The organism is Streptomyces sp. NPDC094032 (assembly GCF_040303965.1).
Taxonomy (GTDB): Bacteria; Actinomycetota; Actinomycetes; order Streptomycetales; family Streptomycetaceae; genus Streptomyces.
Map to the genome: position 1 here is coordinate 1 of NZ_JBEOUE010000037.1, position 15,763 is coordinate 15,763.

Annotated in this window: 13 protein-coding genes and 1 pseudogene; 7 read left to right on the forward strand and 7 right to left on the reverse strand. The window is 68.9% G+C overall.

Annotation, left to right across the window (positions count from 1 at the left end; genetic code table 11):
• Positions 1 to 205 precede the first annotated feature (205 nt).
• A complete protein-coding gene (locus ABTZ54_RS32860) occupies positions 206 to 667 on the forward strand; it encodes a hypothetical protein (RefSeq protein ID WP_351670534.1) in 462 nt (153 codons plus the stop codon).
• Here ABTZ54_RS32860 and ABTZ54_RS32865 read toward each other — a convergent pair.
• The 3 genes from ABTZ54_RS32865 to ABTZ54_RS32875 all read right to left on the reverse strand — a co-directional run bounded on the left by ABTZ54_RS32865 (position 562) and on the right by ABTZ54_RS32875 (position 2,482).
• Positions 562 to 1,179: a hypothetical protein gene (locus ABTZ54_RS32865; RefSeq protein WP_351670537.1), complete on the reverse strand. Its 618-nt coding sequence runs from the start codon at positions 1,177 to 1,179 to the stop codon at positions 562 to 564. The genes ABTZ54_RS32860 and ABTZ54_RS32865 overlap by 106 nt on opposite strands.
• 2 nt (positions 1,180 to 1,181) lie before the next feature.
• Positions 1,182 to 1,739, reverse strand: a complete 558-nt coding sequence (locus tag ABTZ54_RS32870; RefSeq protein ID WP_351670540.1) for a zinc metalloprotease — start codon at positions 1,737 to 1,739, stop codon at positions 1,182 to 1,184.
• 401 nt (positions 1,740 to 2,140) lie between these two features.
• Positions 2,141 to 2,482, reverse strand: a complete 342-nt coding sequence (locus tag ABTZ54_RS32875; RefSeq protein ID WP_351670543.1) for a hypothetical protein — start codon at positions 2,480 to 2,482, stop codon at positions 2,141 to 2,143.
• Between the two features lie 1,055 nt (positions 2,483 to 3,537).
• On the opposite strand from ABTZ54_RS32875, the gene ABTZ54_RS32880 reads away from it, so the two are divergent.
• Both ABTZ54_RS32880 and ABTZ54_RS32885 read left to right on the forward strand, forming a co-directional pair.
• Positions 3,538 to 4,086: a zinc metalloprotease gene (locus ABTZ54_RS32880; RefSeq protein ID WP_351670546.1), complete on the forward strand. Its 549-nt coding sequence runs from the start codon at positions 3,538 to 3,540 to the stop codon at positions 4,084 to 4,086.
• Positions 4,086 to 4,631 (forward strand): hypothetical protein, encoded by a 546-nt coding sequence (locus ABTZ54_RS32885; RefSeq protein WP_351670549.1) that lies wholly within the window; start codon positions 4,086 to 4,088, stop codon positions 4,629 to 4,631. The genes ABTZ54_RS32880 and ABTZ54_RS32885 overlap by 1 nt, the downstream gene beginning before the upstream one ends.
• Before the next feature lie 551 nt (positions 4,632 to 5,182).
• Here the strand turns inward: ABTZ54_RS32885 and ABTZ54_RS32890 are convergent.
• The 3 genes from ABTZ54_RS32890 to ABTZ54_RS32900 all read right to left on the reverse strand — a co-directional run bounded on the left by ABTZ54_RS32890 (position 5,183) and on the right by ABTZ54_RS32900 (position 7,453).
• Positions 5,183 to 5,815: a hypothetical protein gene (locus ABTZ54_RS32890; protein WP_351670552.1), complete on the reverse strand. Its 633-nt coding sequence runs from the start codon at positions 5,813 to 5,815 to the stop codon at positions 5,183 to 5,185.
• A gap of 263 nt (positions 5,816 to 6,078) precedes the next feature.
• Complete coding sequence (locus ABTZ54_RS32895; protein WP_351670555.1) at positions 6,079 to 6,216, reverse strand: hypothetical protein; 138 nt, start codon at positions 6,214 to 6,216, stop codon at positions 6,079 to 6,081.
• A gap of 526 nt (positions 6,217 to 6,742) precedes the next feature.
• Complete coding sequence (locus ABTZ54_RS32900; RefSeq protein WP_351670558.1) at positions 6,743 to 7,453, reverse strand: hypothetical protein; 711 nt, start codon at positions 7,451 to 7,453, stop codon at positions 6,743 to 6,745.
• A gap of 442 nt (positions 7,454 to 7,895) precedes the next feature.
• Between ABTZ54_RS32900 and ABTZ54_RS32905 the strand changes: the two genes are divergently transcribed.
• Positions 7,896 to 8,222 carry an NUDIX domain-containing protein gene (locus tag ABTZ54_RS32905; RefSeq protein WP_351670561.1) on the forward strand — a complete coding sequence of 109 codons (327 nt, stop codon included), beginning with the start codon at positions 7,896 to 7,898 and terminating at the stop codon, positions 8,220 to 8,222.
• Between the two features lie 45 nt (positions 8,223 to 8,267).
• Here ABTZ54_RS32905 and ABTZ54_RS32910 read toward each other — a convergent pair whose 3' ends face one another.
• Positions 8,268 to 9,548: a helix-turn-helix domain-containing protein gene (locus ABTZ54_RS32910; RefSeq protein WP_351670563.1), complete on the reverse strand. Its 1,281-nt coding sequence runs from the start codon at positions 9,546 to 9,548 to the stop codon at positions 8,268 to 8,270.
• A 2,510-nt stretch (positions 9,549 to 12,058) separates the two neighbouring features.
• Between ABTZ54_RS32910 and ABTZ54_RS35760 the strand changes: the two genes are divergently transcribed.
• The 3 genes and pseudogenes from ABTZ54_RS35760 to ABTZ54_RS32930 all read left to right on the forward strand — a co-directional run bounded on the left by ABTZ54_RS35760 (position 12,059) and on the right by ABTZ54_RS32930 (position 15,615).
• Positions 12,059 to 13,255, forward strand: a complete 1,197-nt coding sequence (locus ABTZ54_RS35760) for an eCIS core domain-containing protein (RefSeq protein WP_502997356.1) — start codon at positions 12,059 to 12,061, stop codon at positions 13,253 to 13,255.
• A gap of 581 nt (positions 13,256 to 13,836) precedes the next feature.
• Positions 13,837 to 14,166, forward strand: a pseudogene (locus ABTZ54_RS32925) (IS256 family transposase); the annotation flags it as partial.
• A 1,167-nt stretch (positions 14,167 to 15,333) separates the two neighbouring features.
• Positions 15,334 to 15,615, forward strand: a complete 282-nt coding sequence (locus ABTZ54_RS32930) for a hypothetical protein (RefSeq protein WP_351670566.1) — start codon at positions 15,334 to 15,336, stop codon at positions 15,613 to 15,615.
• Positions 15,616 to 15,763: the final 148 nt, after the last annotated feature.

Consider the following 15,763-nt stretch of genomic DNA (forward strand, 5'->3'; position numbering starts at 1 on the left):
GAACGCCACCCGCTGAAAGACAAGAACAAAACGGCAGACACGACGAACCCGCCACAAACAGCCCAGAGCCTGTCGCCCCCACGCAAGCAGGAATGCTCCGGCGCGGTCGCCGTCGCGCTCCAGGACCCGGTCGTTGTCCCTGCGCGAGCGGGGGTGTTCCGTCCCCGACGAACTCGGCCGCAGCAGGTCACAAGGGGTGGGAAGCATGAGAAAGCTGTGGGCCTGCGGCCTGGCACTGGGCATGACCGGTCTCCTCGGATGCTCGGGCGCGACGGAGGACTCGAAGAACGCGGCGCCCAGCGCAACTCCGTCCGCTGTGGCTCTCGCCATCAACGGAAGGGTCGCCGTGGAGTCGTCCACTGACGGTACGGGTCCCGATGTCGGCAAGCCGTGCACGGTCCCGGCAGACTCCAAGGTCAAGGCCGGGGCGGAAGTCCGCGTGACGGACAGCGACGGCAAGGTCCTCGGTACCGACAGGCTTGATACCGGCTTCGCCTTCGGCTCCACCCTCAAGTCGTGCGAGTTCTCCTACTCCTTCAAGGTGCCCGGCGCGTCTGAGAACTACGTGCTGACCGTTGAAGGCTTCCCGCCGATGCCGTACACCCGCGAGGACATTCGCCGCGGACTCAACTTCTGGGAGGACCAGGGAACGCTCGTCCCGCGATAGCCGCGGCAGCAGGGTCTCAGGAGACGCGCTGTAGCGCGTTCTGGAGGCGGTTGCCGTCTGCGCTGGAGCTGTCCGCCGTCGGCGCTGGTCGCGAAGAACGCACCGCGGCCGACGGTCGTCGAGCCGCCTTCGGCGTCCCAGTTGTGCACGCCGATGACGTAGCGGTGGCCAGGCACGAGGGCCTGATGCTCGTACTCGGCGTTGGCCGTCTCCTGGGCGCCCTGGTCGATGGGCATCGTCTTGGGCAGGGCGCCCTTGAGGACCTCGTCGACCCGGACCTGCACGGTGACCCGGTCCCGGCCGTCGGCCGTACGCGGGGCCGGGGACTGCTCGGTCGCCGTCACCACGGCGACGTGGTCGACGACGCCGGCCTTGTCCCTGTCGGTGTCCATGATCGGCACGCAAGAGGCGCTCACCGTGACGTCGTCGTCCTGGAGGACGAGGGCGGCGGTCGTCGCTGAGCCGGCGAGCACGAGGATCCCGGCGATGGCGAGGAGTGCGGTGCGAGGCATCATCATCCGCAGATGTGCTTGTAGTTGGCCTGGTCGACGGCGGTTGGTACGACCTTGAGGCTCGCGTCCGTTCGCATGACGGAGTCGACGGTGTCCGCCTTGTGGCAGAGGCCCAGAGCGTGCCCGAGCTCGTGGAGGACGATGTTCTTCCGGAACTCCGGCTCGTTCTTGTAGACGACGTCCAGAAAATGCTTGTTCAAGTAGATGAAGTCGGTTTGCGCGATCCCGCCGTGCCGCTCGTAGTAGCCGGCGGCCGAGGAGTCCTTGTCGTTGAAGTCGCTGAACTCCAGGTCGTTGACAGTGCTCGCCCCGTCCGGCGCGATGTTGATCTTCCGTAGCCTGTTCCACTCGGCGGCCGCGTGCTGACGCTCGACGTCGTACTCCGTCGCCTCGGTCCAGCGGATCTCGCCCTCGTCGACGGCCGAGTTTCCGCGGCTCTCCGACTCGCCCCGCACGCACGGCGCTGCTGTGGCCGCCGCCGTCGCGTAGGCAGCGTTCGAGGTCGCGAAGGCGAGCACGGTCGCCGTGGCCAACGTGACCGCTACCTGCGGAAACGTCATGGGCATCCCTGGTCGTGGGCGAGCAAGACGCCGACGATAGCGGCAGTGCGCCGCGCCACGCCCGCCCAGAGGCCTCGGATCACCCATACGAGAAACGGGTGCCTGCGGTGCCGGACGAGAGCAAGGCCCCGGCCAACCCTGGGGGGCGTGACCGGGACCTCTGCGCTTCCGCCCCCGTGGGTGGTGGGGACAGGGCGGCCGGCGGCGCCCGGGATTCGGGACCGGTGCGCCTGGGCCATCCCGAGGATGCTGACAGGTCCCGGCCTGTCGCCGGGTGGGAAGACAGATTGCTTTTGGATCTTGATTGGCGCTCGGCTGGCCGCTGACCTGCGCACGGCACCGGTGCCGGTCCAGCGCCGCTCATGTTCTGGGGCCTGGGGGTGGTACCGGCCTTCAGCCGGTCAGTCCTCGTGGCGGTACTGGGTGATCTCTTCGCTCAGGGCCCAGGCGGGGAAGTCGGGGTGTCCTTCCCAGATGCGGGCGATTAGCAGCTCGATCGGGCAGTGTTTGTGGTGCACGGGGGTGACGTCGTAGGGGCCTACACAGCCCTGGCAGTACGCGTCGCGGTTCGTGGGGCCCGGGTGCATCTCCAGCAAGCCGGCGTTGGCCGCCGCGGCGGCGCGCAGGTGTGCGGAAGACAGGTACGCCTCGAACTGGCCGCCGGTCTCTTCCAGCGCGGCGACCTTGTCGGCGTGCCTTTCGGCCTGGCGGATACGGGCCGAGAGGAAACAAGGCGAGTGCACTCGGATCGTGAACCAGGCCGAGAGGCTCGTCTTCTCTGGACGGTGTCGTCATGACGGCCATGGTGCCCCGCCCCCTTGCGACACCCCCTGCCGTGCAGGACCTGCTCGGCGACCTCGTGCCTGGCCTGCTCCTGCCCTACGCCAGCGGCCAGAGCAGCGGGCAGCCCCGCGTCGGCGGGGCTTCGCGAGGGGCGTGGAGTCCCCGCCAGGGCCGATCTCGCTCCAGGCGGCGCAGCCAGCCGGTTATGGACGCGTTCCAGGCCGCCGGTGCCGAGCCCCTGGCCGCGGAGGTAGTACAGGCTCCACGCAGGGCTCGGCCGGCACATCGACCTTCGCGTCCTTCAGGAGGCGCTCGTACTCGTCGGGGTGCATCGCGGAGACCAGGCGCCGGACCGCGATGTCGCGCGCCAGGAAGTAGCTCGGCTCCCACCTCGCCAGATCCCCACCGTACCCCCGCCGCCCCGCGGTCAGGACTCGGCGGTGCCCTGACCGATCGGCGCCGGCGCGTCGTCCGCGACGACGCCGGGCTCAAAGGAGCGCCCGTGCTCGGGCACCTTCACCGGCCGGCCCTGGCCCACAGCTCGGCGACACCGGGGTGGGCGAGTACGCCGCCGAGGGACTGCTCGATCTCGTGCAGCACCGAGTCGCTCCCGGCTGCCTGGCTTCTCGGCCAGAGTGGCGGCCGTACGGGAGAACGCGGTGACGAGCTGGTTCTGCGGTCGGCCCGCCGCCCGTAGCCGGTCAGCGTCGAGCGTCCGGTGGGCCTCGCGCAGCATCCAGCGTCAGGAACTGCCGAGTCTCCTTGGGGCTGGTTCTCCAAGGCCGCCGCTGATCGGCCCGAGCCGGGCTCCTCGCCGACGACGTCACCCTCACCCCCATGGCCTGCCCGTCGGTGTGTTCACCGACAAGGCCAAGCACTCGGTGCGCACGGTGAACGTCGGTGTGCCACGCGGCTCGCGGGCCACCGGATCGGGTGACAGTCCCGCTCTGACCTCGCGTGCCGTCCTGGCTGGCCGCTAGCGTCTGGCCACTCGCCCGTCCGACCAGGGATGCCCATGACGCTTCGCCAGGCAACGCTCTCGCTGGTCGCCGCCGTGCTGCTCTCGCTCGCCACCTCGAACGCTCCGTACGCCGCCGCGCCGACCGCAGCGGCCGCACCGTGCGAGGAAGGGGACACCGAGTCCAGGACGGACCCCTCGGTCGACGAGGGCGAGATCCGGTGGACCGAGTCGTCGAAGTACGACTCGGAGAGGGCGCACGCCATCACCGAGTGGAACAAGCTCCGGAAGATCAGCATCGCACCCGACGCCGTCAACACCGTGAACGACCTGGAGTTCCGGGACTACAGCAAGCCCGACACCATCGGCGGGTACTGGGAACGGCGGGGTGGTATCGCCCAGACCGACTACATCTACCTGAACAAGCACAACCTCGACGGCATGGGACCCGCGTTCCGGCGCAACGTCCTCGTGCACGAGCTCGGTCACGCGCTGGGTCTGTGCCACAAGTCGGGGCACTACCTGTCGGTGATGTGGAACAGGAAGAGCGACGTCGACAAGCCGACCGCCGTCGACCAGGCCAACTACACCCGATTGTGGGGATGATGAAACGCACCATTGTGCTGTCGCTCGCCGGAGCCGTCGTGCTCGCCGGGTCCGCTACCGCCGCCGTCCTCGCCACCCAGGACGACGACGTCACCGTCCACGCGATCTGCCTCCCGGTCGACGAGACCGACGGCGACAAGGCCGGCATCGTCGATCACGTGGCCGTCGTCACGGTCGACCAGACGGTCAAGGAGCAGCCCAACGACGTCAACGTCGAGATCTTCTCCATGGTCCGCGTCGACAAGACCCTGAAGGGCACCCTGCCCTCGGGCGCGACCGTCGACCAGGTCGTCTTCCGCGTACCCGGCGGCGGGATCAAGGCCACCGGCCCGCACCGGGCACCACTGACCGCCGGACACCGGTACGTGATCGGCATCGACGACTGGGGAAGCACCACGAGCCCCAGACTCCGGGAGGTCTACTTCTCGACGCCGGCCGACGGCGCCCAGCTCGGCAAGGAGCGCACCCGCTGGAAGACCGCGGTCGCCCACCAGACCGCGAAGCGCATCGCCCCGTCCTGCAACGACGTCGTCAACGTGCCGTAGGCGAGGCGCCGGCCAGGGGCGTGTCGCAATCCCCCGTGCTTGCCCCCGGGGGCAAGCACGCCCGGCCCGAGATCGCCGCCCGCCCAGGTCGGCGGGGGCGCTTGGAGCGGCGTGGGTGGTGGTGGGCCCGCCGCTCTGGCAGACCGCCGGTCAGTCGTTCTTCGGAACGTCTGTCCCTCGGGCAGCGCTCGCCGCCGCCCACCAGATGCTCGCCGCCAGCAGGGGCTGGACCAGTCGACCCGAGGCGGCGCAGCGCCCAACGGGACCCCAGGTGGCTCGGCCGGTGGTCCCCCCCCGAGTCTCGGCCTGGGGCCCGTCTGACTTGATCGGCGTCCGGCACGGCGGCCCCACGGGGGCACACCGTGCGCATCGAGCGGGGGATCCCCGACCAGGCTCCGTCGGTCAGCCGGCACCTGATCTCCTTGTCCCGCGGCCACACCGCCCGGCCCCACAGTCCCGCGGGGAGCGGCGCCGGCCACGTGCTCGATCTGGCCGCGGCCCGCCACGCCCGCTCCGGCCGGGACCCGCGGCGATGAGCCGGCGGCGGGTGCTCAGTACAGCTTCTTCACCGCGGTGTTCAGGGTGTTCTTCCACGGGATCACGGGCGGATCGCCCCAGTAGCTCTGCCACAGGACCAGCGTCACCGTGTCGCCGTCACGGCCCACACCCCACAGGTAGTTGAAGTCGGGACGCTCGGTGGCGTTGGAGTCGAAGGTGTGCAACCCCTGAAGGGTGGCGCCCTCCTCGACGTTGATCACCCCGTAATCGCGGTAGGTCGCGGTCACACCCGGCCGCTGCGGGGCGTGCGCGCAGGCGAAGTAGTCCTGCCGGGCCTTGTCCGCGAAGGCGATGGCCTCGGCCTCCGTGCCGAAAACCGCCACCTTCTGCTGGGCGAACGCGGTCTCCGCCGTGGTCAACTCCCTGTTCCACACGTTGACTTCGGCCGGCTCGGCAGGCCAGCCCGCCGGACAGTCGAAATCGTTGCCCCACCCCCGGACGGTCGGGTTGGCGCGCCACGACTCGGTCCTCGGCAAGTCGGAGATGTACAGGGTCCCCGGCTGCGGCCGCCACTGGTCGGCAGCCACCGCCTGCCCCGGAGCCACCCCGACCCCCAGCGCCCCGACCGCCAGCACCGCGGCTCCCACCGACACCGCGCCCCCGCGCAACCGTGCACGTACCCCCATGGCTTCCCTTCCTCCGTGCTCTTCGATCACCCCGTTCCGGGGCGGACTCCCTGTCACGGTGGGATGTCCGCGCCCCTGCGGCAGAGCCTTTCGATCGGAATGACTGAAAAGTCCACGACTGTTGACCGAGAAGGTGGTCAGTGCGGCCGCAGGCGCGGCAGCCGTCGCCCGGGCCGGAACCACCTCTCCCCCGACCCGGAAGGCAGTGGGTGCGGCACCGTGTTGACAGCGCGGACGGCCCCAGGACGTTCGCGCCGGGCGCCTCACGGTCGGCGGACCAGGACGACGCGGTGTCGGCGCTGAGCGTGGGAGGTCCAGGTGGTCAGGGTTGCGGCGATGTCGCGGATGTTCAGGCCGGTCACGATATGTCTCACCAGCTCGACGGCCTGGTCGGTGCTCACCTTGACCGGGCGCCCGCTGGCGGGTCAGGAAGGCTGAGGCGACATGGGGCAGTTGCTGAATTCAGTAACTGCCCCGGAGGGGAACCGCGCCTAGGAACCGTTCCTAGGTTGGGTACCAGTCCCCGGCGGGCGGAGAGGCGCTCCGGCCCATACCGCTCGAGCCGGGCCGGTCCCGTGAGAGTTGGGTTCAGGTGACAGGCCGACGCTCCGAGCGCACAGTTGTCAGGCCAGCTCGCTGGTGTCCAGCTCAAGCCCGAACGGCTCCGGGAGACGAACTCGGGCACCGAAGGCGTCCTTCAGGAGTCGCTCGTACTCGTCGGGGTGCGCGGAGACCAGGCGCCGGACCGCGATGTCGCGCGCCTGGAAGTAGCTCGGCTCCCACCTCGCCAGATCCCCACCGTACCCCCGCCGCCCCGCCGTCAGGACTCGGCGATGCCCTGACCGATCGGGGGCCGACGCGTCGTCCGCGACGACGTCGGGCGCGCCGGGGACGGGCCCGCGTCCGCCCCCTGCGGCTATCGTGACGTCATCCCCCCATGGGGCCGTGCTCTTCGAAGCGGTCGGCGGCGGTCGAGTTCCAAGTGGCCCGGCTGCGGTATTCGACGGCGAGAGGCGGGTCGGCCACAGACAAGTCGGTGTAGAGCTGAGTCAGGCGGCGCAGGGCCGCCACCACGCGGAGATTGGTCGGGTGATCAACACTGTCCTCCTTCTCTGACAGGGCATTGAGCTCCTTCCACACCTCCTCCCGGGCCTCTTCCGCTTCTTCAAGCGCCGCGTACAGCGCGGCGACGCGCTCGCGCTCGTAGGCCGCGAACGCCGCCGAACCGGGGAAGCGCGTGGCGTCCAGCCCGCAGGTGACAGCGTCCAAGACGTCCGGGTTGTGCTTGGCAACCCATTCGTCGAGGCTTCTGGCGAGCATCAGCCCGGGCAGGCCGGCTCGGTTACGCCGGCCGTCCCGTGCCCAGGCCAGGACCGTCTGCTCCCAGTGCGCGTTCCCAGCGGCCTCCACAACCTGCTCCGGCGACGTGTACCGCTCCCGCTCCGCTACGACGGCCGCGCTGAGAAGCTCTTGCGCCATAGCTTGGATCTCCCTGGCCTGCATGATCAGAGTGCCGGGCTCGGGGTCGATCTCGACGGCGACCAGACGGGCGGACCTCTCGGACAGAGTGCGGGCGCAGGCGGCCAGGTCCAGCCGGGACTCGTCGCGAGGTGACAGAGTGTTACTCTCTTCGCTCATGGAGTCACGGTAGGGCTGCCTTGAAGGTCGTGTCAGGAGTTCGCAGACCTCGGCCAATGGAAGCGACGGTTACACGGCGCACGGCCGGACGCGCCGCCGCGTCGGGCGGGCAACAGGGACCTGCCCGTCGAACCATGCCGATAGAACGGTGCTGCTCGCCAGTCGGCCCGTCCAGGGCGGAGTGCCTTCGTATCGACCCTGGCGGCGGACCCGAGGCAGCGGACGGCACGAGGGGCTGGAGGAGTACGTGCTCCAGCTGCAGTCGGGGCGTCCCAGGGTGTGGGCCACGGTTCCTGATTTTGTGGCAGATCTTCGGCGGGCCGTCGGCCCCAACCATCTGCTGTGGCTTCCCGGGGTGGTCGCGGTTGCCCGCGACGAGAACCGGCAGGTGCTGCTGCAACGTCGGTCTGCTGCCGGCCCGTAGACGCCTCTGAGCGGGATCGTGGAGCCGGGCGAGGCCCCGGCTGCTGCGGTGGCGCGGGAAGTGGAAGAGGAGACCGGAGTGCGGGTGGTGATCGAACGTCTGGCGGCGGTGATGCACTCGCCGCCGGTACAGCACCGCAACGGAGACCGGACACAGTGCTTGGAGATCGTTTTCGCATGCCGCCCGGCAGACCCGGGTCAAGCGGCCCGGGTCTGCGATGACGAGTCGGTCGAGGTTGACCGGTTCTCGCTGGAGGCCTTGCCGCCGATGAGCAAGCGGATGCGGGAGATCATCGCGATGGTCGAGAAGGACGAGCCTGCGGCCTCGTTTATCCCGGCGCCGTGACCGCGCGCCGTCCCCGCTTCTAGGAGACGGGGTGAGCCGGTCCGCTCAGGCGGGCACGGCCCCCGTGCGGACGGCGAACTCCCTCAGGCCGGGGAGACGCGTCGGACCGAAGAGGAGGTTCGCGGTCAGCGCCCGCGGTGCGGGACGGCGGACCTCTTGGGCTGCTTCCTGTTGGACGCGGCGCAGGGCGGCGAAGGTCTGCTGCCTGTTGCCGAGCGCCTGCCACATCCGCGCTGTGTCGGTCCAGGCCCGAGCACGGCGTTCGGCGGTCGACATGAGGTCGATGTTCAGATCGCGTGCGATCTGAACGGCCTCGTCGGGGGTGCCGAGGGTGTTGTGGACTCCGATGCGGTAGACGTCGACCTGCGTCTTGGTGGCCTCGACGGTGAAGAGCCCGTCGGGGGCGGCGTGCGTGCGGCGTTCAACGGACTCGGCTGCCTCGTCGAGCAGGGCGAGCGCCGTTGTGCGGTCGTGTCCGGCGGCTGCCGAGTAGGCCGCGGTGAGCATCAAGGTGGTGCGCACGGCTCCGGTGCGCAGTTCGGCGGGGTCGAGTTGGGCTGCTTCGTGGGTGAGGAGGCGGACGGCGGAGGAGCAGCGGCCGGCGCGGCGCATGGTGATGGCGAGTACGCGGGAGGCTTCTCCGGTGGGGATGGGCATGCCGGTGGCGCGTGCGGCGGCGAGGGCGCGATCGGCCGCGACCCATGCGGTGTCTGAGTGCTGTTTCGCTGCGAGTTCGGCGGCCATGACGTAGGCGCGGGCGAGGATGCCGTTGGCCTGTTGGCGGGCCTGGCCGGCGGTTGCGTCCCTGGTTGCTTCGGCAGCGGCGAGGAGGCTGGGCAGGTCCTGGCTGGGGTCGCTGTACCGTGCGGCGGTGAAGGTCTCCCGTGCGGCCGGCGTCGCGGAGGCCAGCGTCCGTAGGAGTGCGGGTCCGGTGCGTGGGAGAGGGAACAGTGCGTCGTCCAGGGCCAGGGCGGGCAGGGCCTCGGCCGTGCCTGCGCTGACAGCAGCCGATGCACCGGCGGCGAGCGCCCCCAGCAGTGTCGTGCTGCGTCGCATCGCGTCGTCCTCGTCCGGCACAGGTGCGTTTCCCGCGGTATCGATCACCAGGTGCGCAGGGGCGGGGAACCCGCTGACCCGCTCGGGAGGCATGCGGAGTACCTGGGCCAGGCGCAGGCGGGTGTCGAGGTCGATGCGCATCTTGTTGCGCTCGATCCGCGAGATCGCCGACGCCGAGTAGCCGACCGCGTTGCCGACCTCACCCTGCTTCAGATCCAGCGCCTGGCGGGCGCTTCGAAAGATCCTGCCTAAGTCACTGCTCGGGCCCATGGGTAATCCGGCGACCTGCGGCTCACCGCAGAGGGCGCCCAGATCGGGGAAGCCGGCTGAAGCTCCCTCGCCGTTGCCGCACCCTCAGTCCGGGAACCGTCGCAGGCACCTGACGCGCCTCCCGTGGCTGGCACGGCGTCCAACCGGCCGCTGGCCTTCACCCAGGCAAGCCCAAGATCCGCGATCGCAGCGCGCGTCGTACACCCCCGCCGTCCAGCGGCGCCCGTCTCGATACCGACGCCTCAGGCCGGAAACGACGAACGCCAGACGTCGATCGTCTACCCTGCCAAGATGGGGGGCTGGGGTCGTTGTTACGCCCCAGTTCCGTGATTGCCCGCCCACCCCTATCGGCGCAACCGATCCAAACGGAGAGGTCGACAGCCTGTGAACCGAGGGCCATTCAAGTGGCGATGCCACCGCTGTGACGACATGGGCGAGGAATGGAGTGCCGATTACCGTGCGGTGCAATTGGCTGGCCGGACACATTTTGAGCAGGTTCATGGACGTTCACCCACCGGGCCGGGAGGCCGTGATGACTTTCTCGTGCTTGTGATGCAGGAGAACAACCCGGATCGGCATAAATGGCCTCGTTGAACGGCGAGGCCATCACAAGGTCAGTACTCCCCCGTGACGCCGTCCTCATTTGGCCCGGATCGATCGCCGCGCCGGGCTCGAGCGGCTCACGGCCGTCGCGCCCTACGACCATGGTGGTGGTGGGTAGACGTGCGTGAGGATTGCAGGAGCTGCTGGAACGATCAGCCGCTGCGGCTGGCGGCGGCGGGGCCAGCGCCGTAGGGGAGGCCACGGACGAAGTGTCCGGCAGCGATGCGGCGCTGGTGCCAGGCCCAGGTCCGTCCGGCCCATAACTAGCGCAGCCGAAGCTCCGGTCCCCAGCCTTGCTCTCACGGATCAAGTCCGGACCGGCTCTGTGGCGACGACATCGCCCTCATCCCGGCTCCGCCTACTACGCCCCGCCCGGCGGGGGCGTCGAGCATGCCGAGAGCGGCGGCCTGATGTGGGTCGTCGACCAGCGCGTCACGCGCCCCCGCCCCGCCGCCGCGCAAGCTCCATATGGTCTACCGCTTCCACATCATCCCCTAGGTCCGCGCCACCCTCGCCGCCCTGCCCGACCGCCGCGCCGCCATCACCGACGCCTCCCTGGAAGCGGTCACCAGGCACACGTACACCTGGGTCTGACCGCTGGGCCGCTCCGGGTACCGCTTCGGGCATCCGGCCGGAAGCCGCCAAGAACTCCTTCGTCTGCGCCACAGGTGCGACATGCAACGGAGGGCTCGACGGCGCCGAGTCCGCCAGGGCCGAGATCTCGCGGAGATGCTCTCGGCCGCTGCGTATCCGGTGCGGCGCCGACGACCGGGACCCGGACGCTGCACTTGGCATTGGCACCGGACCAGCGCCGCTCAGGCTCAGGGGCGTGAGGGGGGTACCGGCCTTCCGTCCTTTGGTTTCGTCTGTTCGCTCTCAAAGTCGGAGAGGAGGCGTTCAAGGGGTTGGTGGGCGTCGGTGTATGCGATCTGTTTGGTCACCGCCTCGGTGTGCACGGCCAGGAGCAGCGCGCACACCTCGTGGTCGTAGTGGTCGAGGACTTCTTCGCTCACCGTTGCCAGGCCGGCCCGGTCAGCCAGGCAACGGCGGACCAGCGCCACGGTGTCGCTGGGGGCTGGTCGAGGGCGGTGGCCGGGCATGGCTCCGGGGTCTCGGTGGGGCCCTGGGCGCGACACTCCTTGTACGGAGGCGTTCCGGTGGCTTCGCGGCGGGACTTGTGGTGCGGGGCTCCGGCATGCCCGGCCGACGGTCGCGCCGCGTGCCGGGCATTCCACCCGCCGGAACCAGCTCTTGGTCAGCTCGGCCAACGGCCCCGATCTGAAACGCTGCTGCCAGTGGCCCCCGGTCTCCGCTGTGGCATGAGCCCTCCCCTCGCTCCGCCTCTGTCCTGGCCCGCCGGGCGGCTGTGGCGCAGGTGAACAGCAGTCCAGGCCACGGGCGAAATCCCCGCCCCCTTGTGTCCTCCCGTCCACCGCTCAGGGGACACCGGTCAGTCGTCGTGGCGGTACTGGGTGATCTCTTCGTTCAGGACCCAGGCGGGGGTTGGTTGGACGGGCAGCCGAGCGTGCCCTTGGCTCTGCCCCGACCGTCCTTCTCTCCAGGCCATCGAGGCGTTGTCGTGGTACTTCCTGCCCGGTTCCTTGGTAAAGGCGGCACTCCGCATGACGCACGAGCATGGCCGAATCTCCGGCTCGGAGCACTCACATCGCCACACGACTCCGCGAGCGCCCCTGCCCCCACCGGGTTTCTTGAACATCCAGCGGACGGCGGGAAACATGGCCATGATCCAGCTGCTCCGCCAGGCTGGTCACCCATGGGCCCAACCATCGCAGCATCAGCACGGCCCTGGCTGTAGTCACCAGAACGGCACCGGTGTCGAGAACGAGGCACACCCCTCCGTGCAGCGGTCCGCTGTTCATGACGTTCTCCGCACTCCCGGCCGCCCCATGGACGACACCATCCGTGCCGAAATGGAGGCGCGCTTGGGGGCTGATTTCTCTGATGTCCGTCTTCACGACGACGCAGCGGCAAGGGGTTCCGCCATGGAGATCGGCGCCCGCGCCTACACCTCTGGCAGCCATGTCGTCATCGGCGACGGCGGTGCTGACAAGCACACCCTCGCCCACGAGCTGACCCACGTCATCCAACAGCGCACAGGACCCGTGGCTGGCACCGGTAACGGCCAAGGCCTGAGCATCAGCGATCCATCCGACCGTTTCGAACGCGAGGCCGAGGCCAATGCGACGCGAGCGATGGCCCTCGCTCCCTCGGTTTCGACGGCGGATGCAAGTCCCGCCGAGGCCGCCCCGACACCTGGCACGGGATCGGTGCAGAGGATGTCCGTTGTACAGGGCACGATGCTGATCAAAAGGGGTCGGCACCCATTCGCAAACGACCTCCAGACCGCATTGTCCGTAGGTGCGAACGAAGCCCGCTGTCACACAATCTCGTACGAAACGATATCCGAGGGCGTGATCAATGCAGTAAACGAATCCCTAGCCACAACGAATTTCAATAATGTCGGCTACCTGGAGGGATTGGTGAGGTCGATATTCCCCAATCAAGGAGCATTGCCCAGTTGGCATCTCAATCATCCACAGGTACAAACTCTGCAGAACATAAACCTGCGAGAGATGGCGAATGCCAACGCGGCGGCGCTGGGCCTGTACCAACTATTGTCGAACCCGGCCCGCAATATGGCAGTGCTCAACAGTGCGAACACTTTTGCAAACGATCTGATCAGGGCCCTCAACAACTCCCCTGCCAACCTTCGCGTCGGCCATGGCAACACGAACAGCTCCATCCAGTCGGGACTTGACTTTATTCAGACCGGCCCTCCGCGATTGCTGAACCAGAACAGCAACATCGTCGACACGTCACAGGTGTACGACTCACACGGTTATCAAACGACCCCCCTGCCGAACAACATGATGGTGTCCTTCGTGGATCCACAGCAAGCAGAGCAGGTGTGGACGCTCCTGACCGAAACTGCCGTGTCCGAGGTTCACGCATTCAGCTCGGGGCCGCTACTGCAGAGCTCTGATGTCCCGAACATGAACACCGCAAGCATGGTGAATACAAATCAGACACCTATCGCTCTCCAGATCCCGAACTCGCAGGACTTCTTCCTGTTCGATATCTGACCGTATCGGCCTGCCTTGACCTGAAACAGCAAGGGCGGCCTGTCCCGCCGGCCGACGACCGCCTCGCCGCCGAGGGCGCGGCCCCGCGAGTGAAGCCGATCCCAATGCCCGAGGCCCACGAAGCGCTTCACGGTCGCGACGAACGACCTTGGGAACAGGTGCTGCGCGGGTACCGGGCGATGCAGCCGTGGGCGATCGTTGGTGAGCAATGCTCAATACCTGTGGATCGGTCTCGGGAGAGATGCTTCGTGGAGCGCGGAGGGTTTACCTCACCGAGTGATCGACTTCTGGTCATCTAGTAGGTCCGCCTGCAGCGCGGACGAGATCGTCCGTGAGGGCGCCCGGCGGATGCTCGCCGGCGCCCTAGAGGCCGACGTCAACCGGTACATAGCCGAGTTGGCAGGCGAGCGGGACGAGGCCGGCCGCCGTCCGGTGGTCCGCAACAGCCGCCACCGCGGCGGACGGTGCCGGAAGTCCCCGAAGGGCAGTGAGGTCTTGCCCCTGCTCGACCGCAGGGCTCTCGCCCGCGACGGTGACCCGGCAGACGAAGTTGTGTCCGACGACCACGCAGCCTTCCCGGACGGGACCTGTCGGACCGTGACTTCGTGCACCGTGTGGCTGACCGGGCGCACCCGGAGGTCCTGCTCGGCGTTCCCCTCGACGGCATCAAGGAACTCATCGCGCTGACCGAGGGGCTGCGGGCGTCCACCGAGTCGTGGGCCCGCCGCTGGGGCATGCACGACCCGGAGTCGGTCGTCGGTGACGGCGCGATGGGCCTTTGGAAGGCGCTGGTTGAGGTGTTCCCGGCCGCGTACTGGGTCCACCTGCGGACCACGAACCCCATCGAGTCGACGTTCTCCACGGTCAAGCTGAGGACGAAGGTCACCCGCGGCGCTGGCGGGCGCCCCGCTCGTCCGCGCGCGCCCGCTTCGAGAACGGTCCGGTAGCGAAACGCACCGAGAGCCACGCGGCCCGATGAGAATGCCCAGACGACCGTCTTCGACATCTACGGCACGAACGCCCACACGGCCAAGGAGTTGGCCCACCTGCTCGCCAAACGGCTCGACGAACGAGTACCGCGGCGTCTACCTCCAGGCCATCCTCGCCTTCACGACCCGTCTCCAGGTTCAGCCGAACGCCATTCCCGGTGACGACGGGGCAGACGATCTCGACGAGGACGAGCACCCCCACGTCTCAGTACTCCTGCTCATCACCTCACCAGCCACCGCTGAGGCCCTCAACGCCGGACTCTCGGCGGTCGGGGGACTCACCCGGATCAGATCAGCGCGAAGCTGAGCAACCGTCGCTCCATGGGTCTTGGCTACTGCTCTCTGTTGGTCGGCCGCGGCGTGCGTGCGCCAGCGCAGCACGGGTCGGCACGCGGTACGCCCTCCAGGCGCCCTTCCGATATGCCCCCCGACAGCAAGAGGGGGTCCGGCGCACGTGGCGCCGGGCCTGGTCTCTCCGTTGCCGGACGAGGTGTCCAGCAAGCGCGCGGCGCTACCCGTCCGATGGCGACCGGCCTCCACCTGGACGGCGGACCCGCTGGGCGCGGCCGAAGCCGGGGCTGCCGCCGAGCCGGTCCGCACGGGCGCGGACGCTCATCGGCCGCCGCGATCGGCTGCGGTGCGCAGCCGTGCCCGACCTTGGCGTCCGCCAGCTCTCACGCCGCCTCCGCGATCCGGTCCGCCAACCCGACGCCGTACCAGCGATAGCCAGACCATCCCCCGCACACGCGGGGAGCATGCGTCGGCCGGGGAACGCAGGGTGCGGAGCGCCCAGGCAGTGCCGCTTCGGGTCTATGGGGGGGGCGCAACGGTGCGTCGCGATTGATTCTCCTGTCATGCCTGCTCGGTCCACCTTCGGGGTGGAGCGGGCTACACCTGCGGAGCGGGGGTGTGACCCCTGCCTGCCGCGCCTCTCCCGAGCCTAGTTTCGAAGCCTCATCATGACCGGCCAACGGCGTCGAAGGGCCACATCATGCGACGGATGACGACGGGCGGGGATACGCCGTACGCCATGTCCTTGGAGCAGGTTTCCCAGTTCTGCGGCGGGGTGACCTCGGTGGAGCAGGTGAGTTGGAGTTTTCGTACCGGCGGCTTCAGTGCGGTCTCGGCCGACCCACGCACAGGTCAGTCCCGCTCGGCGACGTGGGCATGGGCGGGCTGCGCGACCGCGAGCGGATCGGTTTCGTGGCGGCGCTGGCCCTGCCGGTCTTCGACCTCGCGGTGACCGGGCTGTCGGTGCTGTCCGTGTACCCCGCCGTCCGCGGCGCCCTCCTCGGCCTGGTCTGTCTGTCGGCGGGCCTGCTGCCGGTACGGCGGCTGTTACGTCGGCGTGGCTCGTCCCGGGTCGAGTAGGGGGCCGTGTGTTCCGGGTGCGTTCGTCTTCGGACGGGGGCACCACAGGGGCTGCGTTCCTTCGTGTTCCGCGACGATCACAGGCCTGGTGCCTGCTTCCTACCGTTCATCCATCGCCCATCACCCCGAACGGTTCACGCGGTACGGC

Excerpts from the sequence above, each read along its gene's own strand:
- ABTZ54_RS32860 (WP_351670534.1), top strand. The coding sequence starts at position 206 with ATGAGAAAGCTGTGGGCCTGCGGCCTGGCACTGGGCATGACCGGTCTC.
- ABTZ54_RS32865 (WP_351670537.1), bottom strand. The coding sequence starts at position 1,179 with ATGCCTCGCACCGCACTCCTCGCCATCGCCGGGATCCTCGTGCTCGCC.
- ABTZ54_RS32870 (WP_351670540.1), bottom strand. The coding sequence starts at position 1,739 with ATGACGTTTCCGCAGGTAGCGGTCACGTTGGCCACGGCGACCGTGCTC.
- ABTZ54_RS32880 (WP_351670546.1), top strand. The coding sequence starts at position 3,538 with ATGACGCTTCGCCAGGCAACGCTCTCGCTGGTCGCCGCCGTGCTGCTC.
- ABTZ54_RS32885 (WP_351670549.1), top strand. The coding sequence starts at position 4,086 with ATGAAACGCACCATTGTGCTGTCGCTCGCCGGAGCCGTCGTGCTCGCC.
- ABTZ54_RS32890 (WP_351670552.1), bottom strand. The coding sequence starts at position 5,815 with ATGGGGGTACGTGCACGGTTGCGCGGGGGCGCGGTGTCGGTGGGAGCC.
- ABTZ54_RS32900 (WP_351670558.1), bottom strand. The coding sequence starts at position 7,453 with ATGAGCGAAGAGAGTAACACTCTGTCACCTCGCGACGAGTCCCGGCTG.
- ABTZ54_RS32910 (WP_351670563.1), bottom strand. The coding sequence starts at position 9,548 with ATGGGCCCGAGCAGTGACTTAGGCAGGATCTTTCGAAGCGCCCGCCAG.
- ABTZ54_RS35760 (WP_502997356.1), top strand. The coding sequence starts at position 12,059 with ATGGACGACACCATCCGTGCCGAAATGGAGGCGCGCTTGGGGGCTGAT.